Source organism: Streptococcus sp. HMSC061E03, from assembly GCF_001813505.1.
Classification (GTDB): Bacteria; Bacillota; Bacilli; order Lactobacillales; family Streptococcaceae; genus Streptococcus.
In genome coordinates this window covers 681,774-700,080 of the sequence record NZ_KV812784.1, presented here as the reverse complement: position 1 = coordinate 700,080, position 18,307 = coordinate 681,774, and the positions used below count along the sequence as shown (strand labels likewise).

The following is an 18,307-nucleotide window of genomic DNA, read 5'->3' as shown; positions in this document are numbered from 1 at the left end:
TTTTTCACCCAGACTTTAGCCCGAGTTCAATTCTACAAGCAACTTGGATATAACACGTATATCAAGTTGCTACGGTTGCCGTTATCAGGCTGTCAACCTAGTAGACTTACTAATTCATTCGTCGAATAGAATCGATTCGACTCTCTCATGTCGCATTTTATCTATTTCAAAATGAAAGATAAAACCACGAATATATTACATAATTTATGTTATGTATTATTCTTTATTGTACGTTTTACGAATAGCATCTTTGATGCTTTCAACTGTTGGAATCATTGCATTTTCAAGGTTTTGTGCGTAAGGCATTGGCACATCTTCCCCCGCACAACGGCGGATTGGTGCATCCAAGTAATCAAATGCTTCTGATTCAGAAATAATAGCTGAAATTTCACCAATATAGCCACTTGTTTTGTGGGCATCATTGACAAGGACTACTTTTCCTGTCTTCTTGACAGAATTAATGATGATCTCTTTATCAAGTGGAACCAAGGTACGTGGGTCTACTACTTCTACTGAGATCCCTTCTTCTGCTAATTCTTCAGCAGCTTGCATCACGCGACGAAGCATTTTTCCGTAGGTTACGACAGTGATGTCAGTTCCTTCACGTTTGATTTCTCCGACACCAAGTGGAATCGTGTAGTCTGGATCAACTGGCACTTCCCCTTTTTGGTTGAATTCTGATTTATATTCAAGAATGATAACGGGGTTGTTGTCGCGAATAGAAGACTTAAGCAGTCCCTTCATATCCGCTGGCGTACCAGGAGCAACAACTTTCAAACCAGGAATATGAGTAAACCATGATTCTAACGATTGGGAGTGTTGGGCTGCAGAACCAACTCCATTCCCAGCAGCACAGCGAATAGTCATCGGCACTTGACCTTTACCACCAAACATGTAGCGAGTTTTAGCAGCTTGGTTGACAATAGCATCCATGGCAATCACTGAGAAATCCATGAAGGTCATATCAACGATTGGGCGAAGTCCGGTCATGGCTGCACCAGCTGCTGCTCCTGAAATCGCAGCCTCAGAAATCGGACAGTCACGAACACGTTCTGGACCGAATTCCTCCAGCATCCCTACAGAAGTACCGAAGTCTCCACCGAACACTCCGACATCTTCTCCCATCAACAATACATTTTCGTCGCGACGCATTTCCTCAGACATAGCAAGGATAATGGTATCGCGGAAAGACATTAATTTAGTTTCCATAATTCTCTACTCCCCCTTAGTCTGCGTAAATATCTTCGAAAGCTGATTCGAGTGGAGGGAATGGGCTTTCTTCCGCAAATTTCACTGAAGCTTCAACTGCTTCTTTTACTTCTTCTTGGATCTGATCCAATTCTTCTGCGCTCGCAATCTCATTTTCAAGGAGATACTTGCGAAGGTTTTCGATTGGATCTTTCTTCTTCCACTCTTCGACTTCTTCACGGGTCCGGTATTTACCAGGGTCTGAAGATGAGTGACCAAGCCAACGATAGGTGACACTCTCGATCAAGACAGGGCCTTTACCAGAGCGGACGTGATCGACTGCCTTCTTAAATCCTTCATAGACATCAATAACGTTGTTCCCATCAGGAATAAACATTCCAGGAATGCCATAAGCAGCACTACGCTCATGAATATGCTGGACATTGGTCATTTTCTTAATGTCAGCAGAGATTCCATAACCGTTATTGATACAGTAGAAAATAACTGGGAGGTTCCAGATGGAAGCCATATTGACCGCTTCGTGGAAGACACCTTCATTGGTTGCACCATCGCCAAAGAAGCAGACGACAATCTTACCAGTCTTTTTCATTTGTTGAGTAAGGGCAGCACCTACTGCAATTCCCATACCACCACCGACGATCCCGTTAGCACCAAGGTTACCGGCATCCAGGTCAGCGATATGCATGGAGCCACCTTTCCCCTTACAAGTACCCGTATACTTACCAAGGATCTCAGCCATCATGCCATTCAAATCGATTCCCTTAGCAATGGCTTGTCCGTGTCCACGGTGATTAGATGTCAGCAAATCATCATCGTTTAAAGCCAACATAGCTCCAACGTTAGCCGCTTCTTCCCCAACAGAAAAGTGCGTCATTCCTGGCACTTTCCCTTTTTTTACTAACTGTGCAATTTTTAAGTCCATGCGACGGATTTCTTCCATTTTACGGAACATTTCCAATAAGAGACTTTTATCTAATGTTGCCATCATTTCGCCTTTCTTAGCATTTATTCATTCTCTTTCATTCTAGCCAAAAATGAAAGCACTGTCAAAAATAATGCTCAAATGATTTCACAAACTATATACCTTGGAGGAAGGTTTTATAAGCATTTTCAACTTAAAATAAACTATTTCACAAACTTTTCTTTCATGAGATTGCATTAAAATATAAAAAACCGATAGGATCCTATCCTACCGGTCGTTATCTTATGATTGGCGTTGACCAAAGTCATGAATCATTTGTTCTAATTCCTCACGACTTGGCGTTGTTAACATGTAAAGGTAGTCCCCTTGAAGCTCTGCAAAGGCAGCAGGCATATCTTTCTTCACTCGGAATTGATCATGGTATTTAGCCAAAACTTCTTCCTCTGACAGAGCATAGGCTGCATTGGCACGACGAGAGGTCGCCAAGCAATAAAGGGGCTCAAACTCAGAAGCTGGGAAGGGTTCCCCTGCTACAATAGCAGCATAACCACGGTACAAATCAATCGAGTGAGCATAGTTGTAGACGTCGATGGTAAAGCCACCCGCAGGGCGATTATTGTACTCGATCGCAATATAGTCATCCCCATCGCGGAAGAACTCAATATGGAAGAAACGTTCTTTCATACCAAAGGCTTTGACAATGGCTTCCCCGTATTGACGCAATTTTGGATCCATCTCTTTAAGAACATAATAAGAGTTGTCCATCTTGTAGAGCATCAAATCGAGTGGCGTATAGGCATAGTCGAAGGTCGTTGAAAAAACAATGTTGCCGTCACGATCCACTAGACCATCAAAGGTACAAATCTCGCTAGAAGTGACAAATTTCTCAAAGAAGTACTCTGTGTGGCCATCCCATTCTGCCTTGAAATGGTCCACATCTTCTGGCGTTTCGATCTTGAAGGTCGCTGCTGCTCCTACCCCATTGTCAGGCTTAGCAATCAATGGTAACCCAATCTTCTTCACGGCCTTATCAATGTCTTTTTCTGTTTTAACTACTGCACCAGGTACGACTGGGACTCCAGCCTTCTTGAAGAGTTTCTTCATTTCTGATTTGAACTTGGTTTTCTTCAGATCTTTTGGCTTAGCCCCGAAGACATTGAATTGCTCCCGAAGCGCCGCATCCAATTCCAACCAATACTCATTGTGGGATTCGATACGATCAATTGGGCCATGTTTGTAAAAGAGAAAGGCTACTGCACGCTTCACTTCATCCAGATTTTCCAAGTTTTCAACACGGAAATATTCTGTTAAGCTGTTGCGCAAAGGCTCATCTAACTGTTCATATGGCTCTTGACCAATTCCCAAGACAGTGATCCCTTTATTAGCCAGTTCGATGGTAAATTGTTGGAAGTTTTGTGGGTAATATGGTGAAATAACGATATAATTCATTGAGGTCTCCTCCCTTTTTACTTATAGATACATTTGGCCTAGGAAATATGGCATTTGTTTGCGCCACCATTCCCAATCGTGGGCGACATCATGTCCCCATTCAGCGAACCATGCAGGAATATTTTTGTGATCAAAGGCTTCTTTCAGTTTGTAGAAAGATGGAAGTCCATCTTGTTCCCAAGCCCCTAAACCAGTACAAACAACGATTTCAGCCTGACGGTAACGATCGATAAACCAGCCATCGTTTTGGTTCCAAATATAATCAGATGGCGAGTTTTGGTAAATTGCTTCATCGCCTCCAAAGTCACCAACAAAGAAACGAGCGTCATAGACACCACTCAAGGCAATCACTTTGTTAAAGACATCTGGATGTTGCAAGAAGAAGTTGAGCGCGTGGTAGGCTCCCATAGAGCAACCAGTTGTCATCATCGGATCAAACCAGCCTGTTTTGTGTTTGATAAAAGGAATGGCTTCTTCAATCACATAGCGTTCATAAGCTCGGTGCATTTCTGCTCGATCGTGAGGATTCTTCCAATTACAAAGCCAGCTATCACTATCCACACTCGAAAGGGTGAAGAATTGAACCCGTCCTTCTTCGATAAACTGAGCACAAGCATCAATCATACCAAAGTCATAGTACTCGTTATGGCTTCCACCTGATGAAGCGAAGACCACAACAGGAATTCCTGCATGTCCATAGCGGTTCAGATACATTTCACGGTTGAGTTGGCCACTCCAGTGGCTTAAATGTTCAATATTCATAAGTTCCCTCTTTCCTTTATTTCTTCAATTTACAGTCTATTAATCCCATTTTTCTGCCAAAAAGCGAAGGCATTCTGGTAAATGTTCGGCCCATGCTTCTTCGTGGTGAATAGCCCCAGATTGAATCCGAATGGCAATATTTTCCAAAGCCCCCCCTTGTTGAATGACGTCGTGATAGTAACGAAGGGATGAATCGATATAGGCTTGCTTGATGTTTCCTGCCATCAAAGTTTTATCCGTATCATCCGCCTCTTCAGTCCCCACATAAATGTATATCCGTTGGTCTGAGTATAATTTTTTACGTTCAATATAATGATTGAAGGCATCTTGGTGCAACCAGTTAGCGGAGGAGAAGACTCCCAGACAACCGATTTGATCTTGGTACTCTAAACCCAAAAATTGGGTAATATTCCCACCCAAGGAAGATCCAATCATGGCCGTATGTTCTCTGTCAGCAAGAGTCCGGTATTCTTGGTCAATGAAAGGTTTGACCACTTCCATAACGAACTCTCCGTACTCAACGCCCTTGCCACCAAATTGCATTCCGGGAATATTGGACTCCTTGTACTTCCATGCAGAATATTCGTTCATACGTTGGAAACCGTCGTTATCAATCGCAACGACAATCATTCGGCTAATATCAGGATTCCGCTTAATGGCTGGAATCACCTTCCAGGAATGACCTGCAAAAGCTTCCTTGCTATAGAGAACATTCTGGCCATCATGAAAATAGACAACAGGATAGCGTCGATCGGTATCTGTTTCATAATTCTTAGGTAATAAGACCCGCACACGACGGAGTTTTCCGGTATAAGGCACTTTCAACTCGTGTGTCTTCATATCTAAATAAAAATAGGATTTGTTCATTGTCAGAAAACTCTCTATATTCTAAATTTTATTCATTATACCATTTTTAGAAGAAAAAGTCTGGATTTTCTCCAAACTTTTTCCTTTCTTGGGTTATTTTTCCATAAACTGAGCCAAATCTTGTAAAGAACGTTCGGCAATTTTCTCATACCGTTCCTTTTTATCCCGAATGCGTAGTCCTTCTAGCTCCTTGATAATCCCGAAGTTGACATTCATGGGTTGGAAATGTTTGCTATCGGCATGGGTGATATAGTGAGCTAGACTTCCGATAGCGGTCGTTTCTGGGAAAATCGCTGCTTCTTCCCCTTTGAAAAGGCGAGCTGCATTGATTCCAGCTACCAAACCTGAGGCAGCTGACTCAACATAGCCTTCTACCCCTGTCATTTGACCCGCAAAGAAGAGGTTTGGTTGTTTCTTCGAACGGTAGGTTTGTTCAAGCAAATTTGGAGAGTCCATGTAAGAATTGCGGTGCATGACTCCGTATCTGACAAACTCCGCATTTTCCAAACCTGGAATCATTTGGAAAACCCGTTTTTGCTCACCCCATTTAAGGTGAGTTTGGAAGCCAACGATATTATAGAGGCTGGCAGCCGCATTGTCTTGGCGCAATTGGACTACCGCATAAGGGGTTTTAAACTCCCCATCACGTGGACCTTTGTAATCATCTGGATACTCGAGCCCAACTGGCTTCATAGGGCCATAGAGCATGGTTTTGATGCCTCGTTTGGCCATGACTTCAATTGGCATACAACCTTCGAAATACTTTTCTTTTTCAAAAGAGTTGAGTGGAGCTTCTTCTGCATTGACCAAGGCCTCGTGGAAATCCATAAATTCTTGTTTGGTCATTGGGCAGTTGAGATACGCTGCTTCTCCCTTGTCATAGCGTGACTTGAGATAGACCTTGTCCATATCGACAGTATTGACATCGATGATTGGAGCTGCTGCATCATAGAAATAGAAACCATCGCCACCATTAAGGGCATGGATCTTTTCTGCCAAGGCATCGCTGGTTAGAGGCCCCGTTGCGACCACTGTGATGGCATCTGTCGGCAATTCAGTAATTTCATCACGAATGACTTCAATAAGAGGGTGTTGGGACACCTTCTCCGTCACCCGGCTAGCAAAACCTTCTCGGTCCACAGCAAGTGCTCCACCGGCTGGTACACGAGTCGCTTCCGCTGCTTCAAGGATGACAGAACCCAGACGGCGCATTTCTTCTTTGAGGAGCCCGACAGCATTGGTGAGAGAATCCCCACGAAGAGAGTTGGAACAAACTAGCTCAGCAAAGTTGTCTGTTTTATGTTGCGGAGTTGATTTAACTCCACGCATTTCATAAAGCTTGACCGGAATTCCCTGTTGGGCAATCTGGTAAGCTGCTTCCGAGCCAGCAAGGCCCGCACCGATCACATTGATATAAGATTGAGACATGACACTAATACCTCTTTGGGTATCAAAACACCCTGCTGGACTGTTTGACACCCACAAATCTTTCTAATTTTCTACTTGGTCCATTATACCAAAAAGCCAAGTAAAAAGACAGGGAAGCCTTTTCTTCCTGTCTTTTTACTATTTATTTATTGACACAACCAGGCAGCTAAGAGGGCAGATAGGATACTGAATAAGGACCCGATCAAGTAATACTCTGCAAAGGCTGGATTCTCCGAAATTTTATTGTAGCGGGCGATGGACTTGGCGGTAAAAACCAGACCGATCGAAGCGAATTGACCATAGATAAGACAGGCGCCAATCACCAAACGCTCTAAAAAGCCAATCATAGAACCAGCCCCAGTGATCGTATCCATTTTCTTCTTGCTGGTGGGTTGATACTTGGCAAACAGAATTTTAAAAGCAATATTGCTTGGCTTCCCAACTAGGAGGACATAAAAGATCAGATTTAAAGTGTCCAAGGGTAGATAGGTCGAACCATTCTTCGCTCCTAAAAGGACTAGACAGCTAATGATGCAGATATGCAAGATTTGATCCAAGGCAAAAGTCCAGGCGGTTGGTAATTTCAATTGCTTCTGCACGATCGGTTTTAAGAAATCTATTCCAGCATGAGTTAGTAAAATGACCAAGCAAATCCACCACAAGTCTAAATGAAAGAGCGAAACAATGAACAAAGGCAAAGCCACATACAGAATGTGAAGTCCGAGCACCTTCTTATCCTGATCCTTGCGATCCGCCATCTTCTGACTTTGAAAATAATAATCCGATAATAAATGACAAATCAACAAAAGGATCAAGTATGGATTCGTTACGATATTAGACAATCCGCTCATGGACTTCTCCTTTCTCTAAGCTTTGAATACAAGCTAGTGCTGTTGCTCGTCCACGTAAATAAACACGAATACTGCTACTCTTTAAGCGCTTGGACAGGGCACTTGGGTTAAGCCCTAGCGATTGGGCCAAATCCTGCTGGCTAAAGCTTTCACTATAGACAGATCTCTTTAGTAGATCGACCAGGATCTCTTCCTGACTCTCTCGCCAACCCGAACGTATGGCTTCTCCGGAAGCGATGAGCGCATTCACCACTAAATCCTGGCTGTCATGACCGCTCAAAAAATAGATCTGGGTGTTGCCATAATCATTTTTCTGATGGACCAGATTAATAGCTGCGCGTGCATTCCAATAGGCTGGTCCATCTGCACCGATACTTTGCAGGGGATCGATATCCGTTACAATCTCCCCGAGGCCAATGCCGAAACGAAGTTGAGTCGGCTTTAGTTCTGAACGCAGGGTATCAATGATTTGAAAAACCGGAGCATCCACTTTTAAAAGGGCCTGAAACTCATCGCCCAAAGTTAAGGTAAAAGCCGATGTTAGGCAGTCTTTAAAAAGCTCATTGATCTTTTGAAGCGTTTTTTCTAACTGTTTTTGCAGGTCAAAACGTTCTTGTACAATTTTGGAATCAATCACATCTGCAATCAAAGCAAGATACATAAGCCCACCTCCTTATGTCTATTATAACGAAAAAAACAAAAAATGTCTATTATAACAGACATTTATAAAAATTGCCGTTATAATAGACATTAAATTATTTGAAAGTTTATTTCACTTTTTCTTCTTCGTAGTCGCCATTGCTACATACGACTTGTTTGCCGCCACCACGAACTTTTTTCTCAACTAAGTAGTGGCCACATTTTGGACAATCCCGACCGATCGGCTTATCCCAAGAGGTAAATTCACACTCTGGGTAGCGATTGCATCCATAGAAGATACGGTTGCGCTTGGTTTTGCGTTCGATGATTTGTCCCTGATGACACTCAGGACACTCCACGCCGATTTCTTTGACAATGGCCTGAGTATGACGACAATCTGGGAAATTACTACAAGCATAGAACTTACCAAAACGTCCTAATTTAATCACCATCGGGCTTCCACAAACTTCACAATCAAAACCAGCTGGTTCGTCTTTAATTTGGATTTTTTCCATCTCTTCTTCAGCCTTTGCGACTTCCTTAGAGAATGGTTTGTAGAAGGCATCGATGACTTTTTGCCACTCTTCTTTTCCGAGTTCGACATCATCGAGTTTCCCTTCCATTTCTGCTGTGAAGGTTACATTGACAATATCTGGGAAGAATTCAACGATCAGTTTATTAACGATTTCCCCTAACTCTGTTGGTTCAAAGCGTTTGGCTACCAGCTTCACATAATAGCGTTTTTGAATGGTCTCAATCGTCGGAGCATAGGTTGAAGGACGACCAACCCCATTTTCTTCTAAGGTCTTAATCAAGGTCGCTTCAGAATATCGAGCAGGTGGTTGGGTAAAGTGTTGCTCAGGCTTGCTATTGACTTGCTTAACGATATCGCCTTCTACCATATCCGGCAACATCTTGTTCTTATCTGAGTCGTTATAAATAGCCAAATAACCATCAAACTTCACCTGGCTCCCGTTTGCCGTATACTGAACCCCATTTTGGCCTAAACGGACATTCATGGTATCAAAGACAGCTGCTGTCATTTGACTAGCTACAAAGCGGTTCCAAATCAAGGTGTAAAGTTTTAATTGGTCTTTGTCCAAGTATTTAGCAATGCTTTCAGGTGTATTGAAGACGCTGGATGGACGGATCGCTTCATGGGCATCTTGGGCACCAGAAGCATTCTTCACACGGCTTCCATGCTTGGAATATTTCTCACCAAAGCGATCCACGATAAAGTTAGCTGCCTCATTTTGCGCAACTGGACTGATTCGTGTAGAATCAGTACGCATATAGGTAATCAAACCTTGAACACCAGAGCCAATATTGATTCCTTCATACAACTGCTGGGCGACCATCATGGTCTTACGTGTACGGAAGTTGATCTTATTGGCAGCATCCATCTGCATGGAAGAGGTGGTGTATGGAAGTGGCGCATTCCGTCGACGTTCTTTCTTTTCCACCTTTTCAACGGTAAAATCTTTGCCATCAAAGCGTTCAAGAACAGCTTTCACCTCTTCATTGGTGTTGAGCTTCATCTTCTTGCCATCAATCCCATAGAAGCTGGCTTGGAATTGCTTGGTCCCTTTTTTAAAGACGCCATCAATGGTCCAATATTCTTCCGGTTTGAAATCATTAATTTCGTTTTCGCGATCAATGATTAATTTGAGAGCAACAGATTGCACGCGCCCTGCAGAAAGTCCTTTTTTGACCTTTTTCCAAAGAATAGGCGAGATAGAATACCCTACAATCCGGTCCAAGACACGACGTGCTTGTTGGGCATCGACCAAGTCCATATCGATTTGGCGCGGTTCTTTAAAGGCATTTTTGACTGCATCCTTGGTGATTTCGTTAAAGACCACACGGTTCTTTTCCTTAGCATCCAAGTTTAAAATATGAGCCAAATGCCAAGAAATAGCTTCTCCCTCGCGGTCCGGGTCACTTGCGAGAAAGACTTGTTTGGCTTTTTTAGCTTCTTTTTTCAAATCATTGATCAAGGGACCTTTTCCGCGAATATTGATATACTCCGGTTCATAGTTATTGTCGAAGTCGATCGACATGGTTGATTTTTTCAGGTCCCGAATATGGCCCACACTAGCCATGACTTTGTAGTTACGACCAAGGTATTTTTCGATTGTTTTGGCCTTCGCAGGAGACTCCACAATCACCAAATTTTTCTTGGTTGTACTACTTTTCCTTTTTGTTTTTGTTACCACGTTTTATCCCTCTGTATTGTATAAATCTCATTGAGTTTAATACATTTTAAGAAAGATGTCAACTAGGAACTTCTCCTATAGGAAAATCACAATTCGTATTTCAATTCATCAAGAATGTCCTGGCCTGATGTGACAAGCTTTGCGCCTTCTTGAATCAGATGATGGCAGCCTGCAGATTTTCCATCTAAAATATTTCCCGGAATAGCAAAAACGTCTCGTCCTTCTTCCATAGCACGCTCACAAGTAATCAAACTCCCTGAACGGAGTCGAGCTTCTGCCACAATCACAGCCTGACAGAGGCCTGCAATGATGCGATTTCGCTCAGGAAAATGAAACTTAAGTGGTGCCTGTCCTGGACCATACTCACTCAGGATAAGATGGTGTTCACCCATATGGGTCTGTAACCTCTGATTGCTTCTAGGATAAAAGACATCTAGCCCTGTTCCAATCACTCCGATGGTCTTACCACCATTTCGGATACTGGCATAATGAGCTGTCGCATCAATTCCCTTAGCAAGTCCGCTAACAATGACCAATTCATTCCCAAGTTCCTTAATAATCTTCTCTACAGAACGAACCCCTTCTCGCGTGGCCTCCCGAGCTCCAACGACTGCAATCTTCGGTCTGGTTAGCAGTTGCAAATCCCCTTGGTAAAAAAGGAGTACAGGAGGATTGTAGATCTGTAGCAATTCCTCAGGGTATTCAGGATCAAAAATGGATAAAGATGTGAACCGTTCAAACTCCTTGTGTAAATGGTCTTCATCCAGTTGCCGGTATTTGTCTACAAAATGAAGAATACTGCGACAGCGAGCGATCCTTGCTATCTCTTCTAAGCTTGGCAAGACTTGCTCTTTCCTACAGTAGTCCAAGACTCTCAAGACTTGCTCATTTGATAAACCGGCTTCTTTTAATTTAAAGATTTCAAATTTCTCCATGGTCACCTTCTACTTCCTCTCACTTATTTATTCGAAAAAGAAAAGAAAAAAGCCCTATTTCTAGAACTTTTTTTGATATGTCGAAGAATAAAAGTAAGATGCGGCACCAATCAAGTTGCTTTTATTATGGAAGCGAGCAGCTTGGATGGGCAAGGCCTCAAATTGTTTATGACCTTTTTGAGAGAGTAGCTCATGGTATTGTCGACTGATCTCATCGATCAATAGTGGTTGACTACTAATGCCCCCTCCAATCGTCACCTTCTCAAGCAGAAGTAAAGATTGAAGATTAAAAATCAGAATAGCAATATCATGACAATACTCCTGAAACAAGGATGTCAGCTCCTCATGGCCCCCTTGATCAAGAGCTTTGAAAACAGCAATACCATCTGTCTTTTCTAGTTTCAAGATGTGACTAGCCTTCTCAACAAATTGAACAGCTGAACCGGTGTTTTCCAAAAGATTGGAAATGCCTTGCAAAAAGAGTTCGCGATGAAAGCGGCGATTTTCTGGTGTTCTTTCTGCCTTATCAATAGACCGAATGTATTCTGTCAGTTGCCATCCTCTTAATAAATCACCATTCGAAAGAAGAGCGAGGCCGACTCCTGTCCCTAAGACCAAGGTCGCACCGCAAGGACAATCTTTTAGATTGCCAAGCCTTGCTTCCGCTAGACCAGCAGCTTCTCCATCATTAAGAACGGTGACGGGTACTTGAAATGTTTGTTGCAATCTACTAGCTAGAGGAATGCCTCGCAAATATGGAATTAGACCACCTCGAAAGACAAAGCCAAGGCTCTTTTGGATCTCACCAGGGCATGAAATGGCGATTCCCTCGATTTCTTCCCGTACAGGAGCAACGATTCCTTCTAATCCTTGCCAAAAGTCCTCAATCGTAGATGGTGTTGGGATCTTGTCTGTACGGATCAATTGATAGTCTGCATCCATCAGACCGTACTTTATAAAGGTCCCTCCGATATCGATGGTAAATAGCATAGCCTAATCCTCACACATTGATTTGACGGGTTCAAATGAACGCCGATGGATAGGGGTCACTCCCAGCTTGTCGAGGCCAGCCAGATGGTTAGCCGTCCCATAGCCAGCGTTCTGCGTAAAATCATAACCCGGATATTCGCAATCAAACTCTTCCATCATCTGATCCCGAGTCACCTTGGCTACGATGGATGCTGCAGCAATGGATAAGGAGTTGGCATCCCCTTTGATGATACTAGTTTGGGGAATAGGAAGATCCAACTTCATGGCATCAATCAAAAGATGCTGGGGTTGAGGCTCTAACTGACCAATGGCCTCCATCATGGCTAGCTTCGTAGCTTCATAGATATTAACCTGATCAATCACTTGATTGTCCTTGATGCCGATTCCGATCGCAATGGCGTTTTGGAGCACAGCCTCATAGATTTCTTTGTGTTTGGATTTTGGAATCTTTTTACTATCGTTGAGTCCCAGAATTTTACAAGCTTTCGGCAAGATCACGGCAGCTGCAACAACTGGACCCGCTAATGGGCCTCGCCCTACTTCATCAACACCTGCAATAAGATGAATCCCTTGAGCATAAAGTTCTTTCTCATAGGCTAGCATTTTTTCCAAACGCAAATCTTCGTCTACTTGTTTTTGGAGTTCGCGTTTTCGTTTGCTGATAGCCGCTTGAACGCCCGCTCGACCATCAAGGATCAACTCTTCAAATAAGGGATGATCTAGCCTATCAATCGTTGACAAACACTCTTTGATTTCTTTAATCGTTGGCATCTACTTCACCTACACGATCAAGGGTATAGCGACCCAAACGACCATCACGTACATCCTTGACAAACAAACTGTAGAAGCGATCATAATCATCTCGGAAACCTAAGCGTTGAGTCATCTCCATAATGATTTCAGGCGCTTCCTGATCTAATTTCATTTGCTTATAGCGTTCTTGTAACTCTTTAGGGTAGTGCTCTTTAAAATAGTTGAGGCCAAAAATGGTCACTTCATCCATTGGAAGCAACTGGTCCTTAATTGCTCCTGTTAAGGCGAGCTTCAAGGCCACTTCTTCATCTTCAAATTTTGGCCAAAGAATCCCTGGGGTATCCAAGATTTCGAGGTCCTTATTGGTTTTCAACCACTGTTGCCCCTTGGTCACCCCTGGTTTATTTCCAACAACAGCAATCTTTTTCCCTGCTAAGCGGTTCATCAGCGTTGATTTACCAGCATTGGGAATCCCGATAATCATGGTCCGAAGGGTTTCAATTTGAATCCCTCGTTCCTTCTGACGGGCAATTTTATCGGCCATCAAAGACTTAGCAGCATCTGTAACCTTTTTAACCGTAGATTGCTCTTTAGAGTTAATAGCCAAAGTTTTGATCCCTTGTGACTCAAAATACTCCTGCCATTCTTTTGTAGCGACAGGATCTGCCAAGTCTACCTTGTTCAGAATCATCAGCTTAGGCTTATCACCAACAATTTTTGTTAACATAGGATTTTGACTTGATAGGGGTAAACGAGCATCTACCAGAACCGTCACAAAATCCACAAATTTTAAATTTTCTTGTACTTGTCTTCTAGCTTTGGACATGTGTCCAGGAAACCATTGTATAGTTGCCATGTTCTCCATTCCTTTCCAGTTCAATCTTTTCTATTATACCATGTTTTCTGAAATCACTGTGATTAAGAAAAATACTAAAAAAGAAGCTACCTAAGTAATTTCTATTTTATATTCTAGCGAATTTGCTCAAAATGCAAATGCACGGCGATATGATCACCATAGCCGCTCCGTTCCAAATCACGTTGCAAGCGATAAGAAATATAGTGTTCAGCAATGGTAATATAACCAGCACCAAGTAAACGGTGCTCAACCATTGACTGGATCATGCTGATCGTCGCACGTTCCACTTTAGCTTCTTCCAAATCCATCACAACTTTCTTGGTCACTTGCGCCAAGTTTTGGCGAAGATCATCCGTCAAGACATAAACTGTTTGTGCTGCCTTCAAAACAGCTTGATAGATTTTATCTGGGTCAAATTCTACAACTTCACCACTACGTTTAATGACTTCCATCTTATTCTCCTTGATCATCAATATACTTCTATTATCTTAATAAATAGGGGATTTGTCAAGAATCTAAGACATCAATAATCCGGACGAAGAACTCCCGTAATGATTTCTTTGGTCGCGTGGTAATCCCCATCCACTACAACCTTGATAATGCGCTTCGCTTCCTCAGCAGGAGCTGGCACTAATGGTAAACGAGTTGGCCCCGCTTCAAAGCCCATATAGTTTAAAACAGCTTTGACAGGAGCTGGACTCGGATAAGAAAAGAGAGCATTAACTTTAGGGATAAATTGACGTTGGATGGCTGCAGCTTTTTTTATATCGTTGTGCTCAATGGCTTGGAACATCTCATACATCTCATCTCCATTTGTATGAGAGGCTACTGAGATCACCCCATCAGCTCCAAGGTTCATAGCATGGAAAGCATCTCCATCTTCCCCTGTATAGACGAGAAATTCTTCGGGCTTGTGTTCAATCAAGTAGGCCATATTGGCAAGAGTTGTACACTCTTTAACCCCGATAATGTTTGGATGTTCTGCCAAACGAAGCATGGTTTCAGGGGTCATTTCCACTACCACACGCCCTGGAATATTGTAGATAATAATCGGAAGATTGGATGCATCCGCAATGGCTTTAAAGTGTTGATACATACCTTCTTGGGATGGTTTGTTATAGTAAGGAACGATAGCCAATCCTGCTGCAAAGCCACCAAAAGCATCCACTTCTTTAACGAACTCAATTGAGTCGCGGGTTTCATTGGTTCCGACACCAGCGATCAAAGGCACTCGACCATTGACAATCTTTTGAACGGCCTCAAAGAGTTGCAATTCCTCATCGTGGGTCAGAGTTGGACTTTCTGCAGTCGTTCCAGCTAAGAGTATCCCATCTGTATGATGAGCCAAGAGGTGCTCGATCAAGGCAGGAAGAGCGTCAAAATTAATGGTTCCATCTTCATGGAAGGGGGTGATAAATGCAGTGATGATTTTACAATCTTTTAAATCATTATAAGACATAGAAAAACCTTTCTCTATATAAGAAAGAGGCTGGGGCTTGCTTGCCTTTGCCTCATGATCTGTTCATAAAACAAGTTGATTCGCTAGTTAGCTGATGAAGAAATCAAACTCTTCGAGTTACTGATTTCTGTTTTTCTCCCTATTTCAACTCAAATTTCAATTCAGCTGTTGGTCGTACGAGTCCACGTTCATGAAGGGTTTCTGCGATTTGGACTGAGTTCCAAGCAGCTCCTTTAAGGAGGTTATCTGAAACCACCCACATGTGGATCCCTTTTTCAGCATCCAAGTCTTTACGAATCCGTCCAACGAAAGTATCGCGTGAACCGACCGCATTAACGGCTTGTGGGTAGATTTGGTGAGCAACATCGTCTTCAAGGACTGCACCTGGGAATTCTGCAATTGCAACTTTCACTTCGTCAATTGGTGCCACTTCTTTTGTTTCAATGTAGACTGACTCTGAGTGAGCTGACAAGACTGGAATCCGCACACAAGTTGCTGACACGGCAATGCTATCGTCTTCCATAATTTTCTTAGTCTCGTTTGTCATCTTCATTTCTTCGTAAGTATAGTCATTTTCTGTGAAGACGTCAATTTGTGGAAGAGCGTTGAAAGCAATTGGGTAATGTTTTTTATCACCACCTGAAGGCAAGATTTCAGCTTTGACATCGCGTGGGTTGACCCCATCATTCAAGACTTCCTTCAACTCACGTTGGGTTTCAAGAATAGCTCCCATACCGGCACCTGAAACAGCTTGGTAAGTAGATACGATGATACGGTCCAAGCCCCATTTTTGACGAACTGGCTCAAGAGCGACCATCATTTGGATTGTTGAACAGTTTGGACAAGAGATGATTCCGTTGTGAGCATCAAGAGCATGTGCATTCACTTCAGGAACTACCAATGGGACATCCGGATTTTGACGGAAATAAGAAGTGTTATCAACCACTACTGCGCCTGCTTTTACCGCATAAGGTGCATATTTGGCAGATGTTGAACCACCAGCTGAGAAGAGAGCAATATTAACCCCTTCAAAAGCATCTTCAGTCGTTTCCTCGATGGTCACATCTTGCCCTTTAAATTGCAAGACTTTTCCTGCAGAACGTGCAGACGCAAGGTAGCGAATCTTATCGATTGGAAGAGTAGATTCTTCCAACATTTTGATCATTTGAACACCAACGGCACCTGTAGCACCGACAACAGCAACTGTGTATCCCATAGTAAATCCTCTTTCAAAATTTTCTAAAAATTGAGTATTTGTACCATTATACAATTTTTTGGCATAAATGAAAAGTACCAACAGCAGGAAAAAATCCTGATTCTAAGACCAGGATTGTTGATGGTTATTTATCATAAATAGCTCTTTAGTTCAGGTCATAGTTCAAGTCACTTAAATCTTTCTTACCTTGTGTTTCTTCAGCAAGAAATGGAACTTGATGGATCCCCTTTACACCTGCTACGATAGACGCCGGAAATGAAACAATTTCTTGATTGATGTGGCTGACATTACTGTTTACAATTCGCTTCGCTGCAGCAAGATCTTCATTTTCGTCAGCAATTTCCTTTTGCAAGGCCAAGAATTGGTTAGAAGACAAGAGCTCTGGATAGTTTTCACCGACTGCACGAATTTGTGCCAAGACATCGTTTTGATTGGTAATGACTTGGTTAGATTCTTGAATTGTTGCTCCTTGGCGTAAAGCAACTAAATCAGTGAAAATCCGTTGCTCATGTTTTGCATAGGCTTTGGCTACTTTTAGCATTTCCGAAATGGTATCATAGCGTTTTACAAGAACGATATCGACCGTTCTCTTTGATTCTTCAATGGTTACTAGATAGCGATTGAGGCGATTTCCTACACTAATAAACCAAATGGCCAATAGGACAAGAAATAATAGGATGATTCCAATAATGACGTTCATGATGCTTCTCCTTCAAAAATTGCTGTTATTTCTTTAATTAAAGCTAGTTCTCTGCATAATTTATGATATTCAGCTACCAAAGATAGTTGATCAATATCTTCTGGTTTTTGGGGCGTCGGAAAGATATAGCGATCGGTATACAAAGAAATAAATAGTTTCTTGTCTTTCAAAAATACACACATGGCATTTTGAGAAATTTGTCGATCAAACCATTCCAACATCTTAGGGGTGAGAAATTTACGGGCAGACAGTTCATCCGTGCAGTAGATATTGTAATTTTCGTTATTGCGAATATCCTCGGTTTCAATCTGAACTTCATCTCCTCTGGCTCCAGGATAAACCCCATTCACCTCCCTCTTAAAAAGAAATGATTTCTTGGTCGGAACCACCCGAAGATGACCAGAGAAATTGATCGGTAGACATAAAGAGAACACTTGTCCAAGGAAATCTGTAACTTCCACATGTTCCGTCCTCGTATGTCCATTAGACGTCCGATAACGAGTCTCCGTATGATGGGCATAGAGATTTGAAACTGTCAACTCTTTGTCATCATGAAATGATAGCTCTTTGAAACATAGAAAATCAGTCGACCGAGGACATAAATGCGAGAGAGCTTCAGAAGGGATGGAACCGTCCTCTTTGATCGAAGCCTTAGGAAAAACTTCCTTTAATACAGGCGACAGGATATCATCAAGATAGATCTCATCGTTCGAACGAATTCGATCCCCAAACAAGGCTTTTCGTTTTTTATATTGCGGCCAATAATACAAACCAACAACTAAAAGGATCAAAGGAATAGCTGCAAAACGCAATAAAATGAGAGATAGTATGGCGCAAATAATACCAAAAGATCGCAAAACATTCCACTGAAGATTGTTCTTCATCTGTTCTCGGATCAATCCGATGGCATCCTGAAATTGTTTGGAGTTTTCAAGCTCTTCAATTTTCTGTGAATAATCTGTAGATGCTGGATCATTAGAATGATAGAAATCTCCCAATCAACTCCACTCCTTTCTGACACGAGGCACTTTACTATATTATAACACCAACATAAC

At 42.4% G+C, this 18,307-nt stretch carries 18 protein-coding genes; all 18 read right to left on the bottom strand.

Annotation, left to right across the window (positions count from 1 at the left end):
* Nucleotides 1-216: 216 nt before the first annotated feature.
* The 18 genes from HMPREF2917_RS03510 to HMPREF2917_RS03425 all read right to left on the bottom strand — a co-directional run bounded on the left by HMPREF2917_RS03510 (nt 217) and on the right by HMPREF2917_RS03425 (nt 18,250).
* Complete coding sequence (locus HMPREF2917_RS03510; RefSeq protein WP_070588982.1) at nt 217-1,209, bottom strand: alpha-ketoacid dehydrogenase subunit beta; 993 nt, start codon at nt 1,207-1,209, stop codon at nt 217-219.
* Nucleotides 1,210-1,225: 16 nt separating this feature from the next.
* A complete protein-coding gene (locus HMPREF2917_RS03505) occupies nt 1,226-2,194 on the bottom strand; it encodes a thiamine pyrophosphate-dependent dehydrogenase E1 component subunit alpha (RefSeq protein ID WP_070589718.1) in 969 nt (322 codons plus the stop codon).
* A 219-nt stretch (nt 2,195-2,413) separates the two neighbouring features.
* The gene (locus HMPREF2917_RS03500; RefSeq protein ID WP_070588981.1) at nt 2,414-3,580 is read right to left on the bottom strand and encodes an ATP-grasp domain-containing protein; all 1,167 of its coding nucleotides are present in this window, start codon (nt 3,578-3,580) and stop codon (nt 2,414-2,416) included.
* Nucleotides 3,581-3,601: 21 nt separating this feature from the next.
* Entirely contained in the window at nt 3,602-4,342 is a 741-nt protein-coding gene (locus tag HMPREF2917_RS03495; protein ID WP_003010966.1) for an esterase family protein, read from the bottom strand.
* Nucleotides 4,343-4,381: 39 nt separating this feature from the next.
* A complete protein-coding gene (locus tag HMPREF2917_RS03490) occupies nt 4,382-5,209 on the bottom strand; it encodes an alpha/beta hydrolase (protein ID WP_070588980.1) in 828 nt (275 codons plus the stop codon).
* A gap of 93 nt (nt 5,210-5,302) precedes the next feature.
* Nucleotides 5,303-6,637, bottom strand: coding sequence for a methylenetetrahydrofolate--tRNA-(uracil(54)-C(5))-methyltransferase (FADH(2)-oxidizing) TrmFO (gene trmFO / locus HMPREF2917_RS03485; RefSeq protein ID WP_070588979.1), 1,335 nt, complete (start codon nt 6,635-6,637; stop codon nt 5,303-5,305).
* Between the two features lie 146 nt (nt 6,638-6,783).
* Nucleotides 6,784-7,488 carry a DUF3307 domain-containing protein gene (locus HMPREF2917_RS03480; RefSeq protein WP_070588978.1) on the bottom strand — a complete coding sequence of 235 codons (705 nt, stop codon included), beginning with the start codon at nt 7,486-7,488 and terminating at the stop codon, nt 6,784-6,786.
* Nucleotides 7,472-8,149: a SatD family protein gene (locus tag HMPREF2917_RS03475; protein WP_070588977.1), complete on the bottom strand. Its 678-nt coding sequence runs from the start codon at nt 8,147-8,149 to the stop codon at nt 7,472-7,474. Before HMPREF2917_RS03475 ends, HMPREF2917_RS03480 begins: the two co-directional genes overlap by 17 nt.
* A gap of 106 nt (nt 8,150-8,255) precedes the next feature.
* A complete protein-coding gene (gene topA / locus HMPREF2917_RS03470; protein WP_070588976.1) occupies nt 8,256-10,343 on the bottom strand; it encodes a type I DNA topoisomerase in 2,088 nt (695 codons plus the stop codon).
* An 86-nt stretch (nt 10,344-10,429) separates the two neighbouring features.
* A complete protein-coding gene (dprA, locus tag HMPREF2917_RS03465) occupies nt 10,430-11,278 on the bottom strand; it encodes a DNA-processing protein DprA (protein ID WP_070588975.1) in 849 nt (282 codons plus the stop codon).
* A 60-nt stretch (nt 11,279-11,338) separates the two neighbouring features.
* Nucleotides 11,339-12,268, bottom strand: a complete 930-nt coding sequence (locus tag HMPREF2917_RS03460; protein ID WP_070588974.1) for an ROK family protein — start codon at nt 12,266-12,268, stop codon at nt 11,339-11,341.
* Between the two features lie 3 nt (nt 12,269-12,271).
* Nucleotides 12,272-13,039, bottom strand: a complete 768-nt coding sequence (locus tag HMPREF2917_RS03455; RefSeq protein WP_070588973.1) for a ribonuclease HII — start codon at nt 13,037-13,039, stop codon at nt 12,272-12,274.
* Nucleotides 13,026-13,877: a ribosome biogenesis GTPase YlqF gene (gene ylqF, locus HMPREF2917_RS03450; RefSeq protein ID WP_070588972.1), complete on the bottom strand. Its 852-nt coding sequence runs from the start codon at nt 13,875-13,877 to the stop codon at nt 13,026-13,028. The genes HMPREF2917_RS03455 and ylqF overlap by 14 nt, the downstream gene beginning before the upstream one ends.
* A gap of 113 nt (nt 13,878-13,990) precedes the next feature.
* Entirely contained in the window at nt 13,991-14,329 is a 339-nt protein-coding gene (locus HMPREF2917_RS03445) for an ATP cone domain-containing protein (RefSeq protein ID WP_006597242.1), read from the bottom strand.
* Between the two features lie 71 nt (nt 14,330-14,400).
* Complete coding sequence (gene dapA, locus HMPREF2917_RS03440) at nt 14,401-15,336, bottom strand: 4-hydroxy-tetrahydrodipicolinate synthase (protein WP_070588971.1); 936 nt, start codon at nt 15,334-15,336, stop codon at nt 14,401-14,403.
* Nucleotides 15,337-15,475: 139 nt separating this feature from the next.
* Nucleotides 15,476-16,552 carry an aspartate-semialdehyde dehydrogenase gene (locus HMPREF2917_RS03435; protein WP_070588970.1) on the bottom strand — a complete coding sequence of 359 codons (1,077 nt, stop codon included), beginning with the start codon at nt 16,550-16,552 and terminating at the stop codon, nt 15,476-15,478.
* Between the two features lie 145 nt (nt 16,553-16,697).
* Nucleotides 16,698-17,252, bottom strand: a complete 555-nt coding sequence (locus HMPREF2917_RS03430; protein WP_070588969.1) for a LemA family protein — start codon at nt 17,250-17,252, stop codon at nt 16,698-16,700.
* On the bottom strand, nt 17,249-18,250 hold the full coding sequence (locus HMPREF2917_RS03425; protein WP_070588968.1) for a DUF3137 domain-containing protein: 1,002 nt from the start codon (nt 18,248-18,250) through the stop codon (nt 17,249-17,251). Before HMPREF2917_RS03425 ends, HMPREF2917_RS03430 begins: the two co-directional genes overlap by 4 nt.
* Between the last annotated feature and the right edge of the window lie 57 nt (nt 18,251-18,307).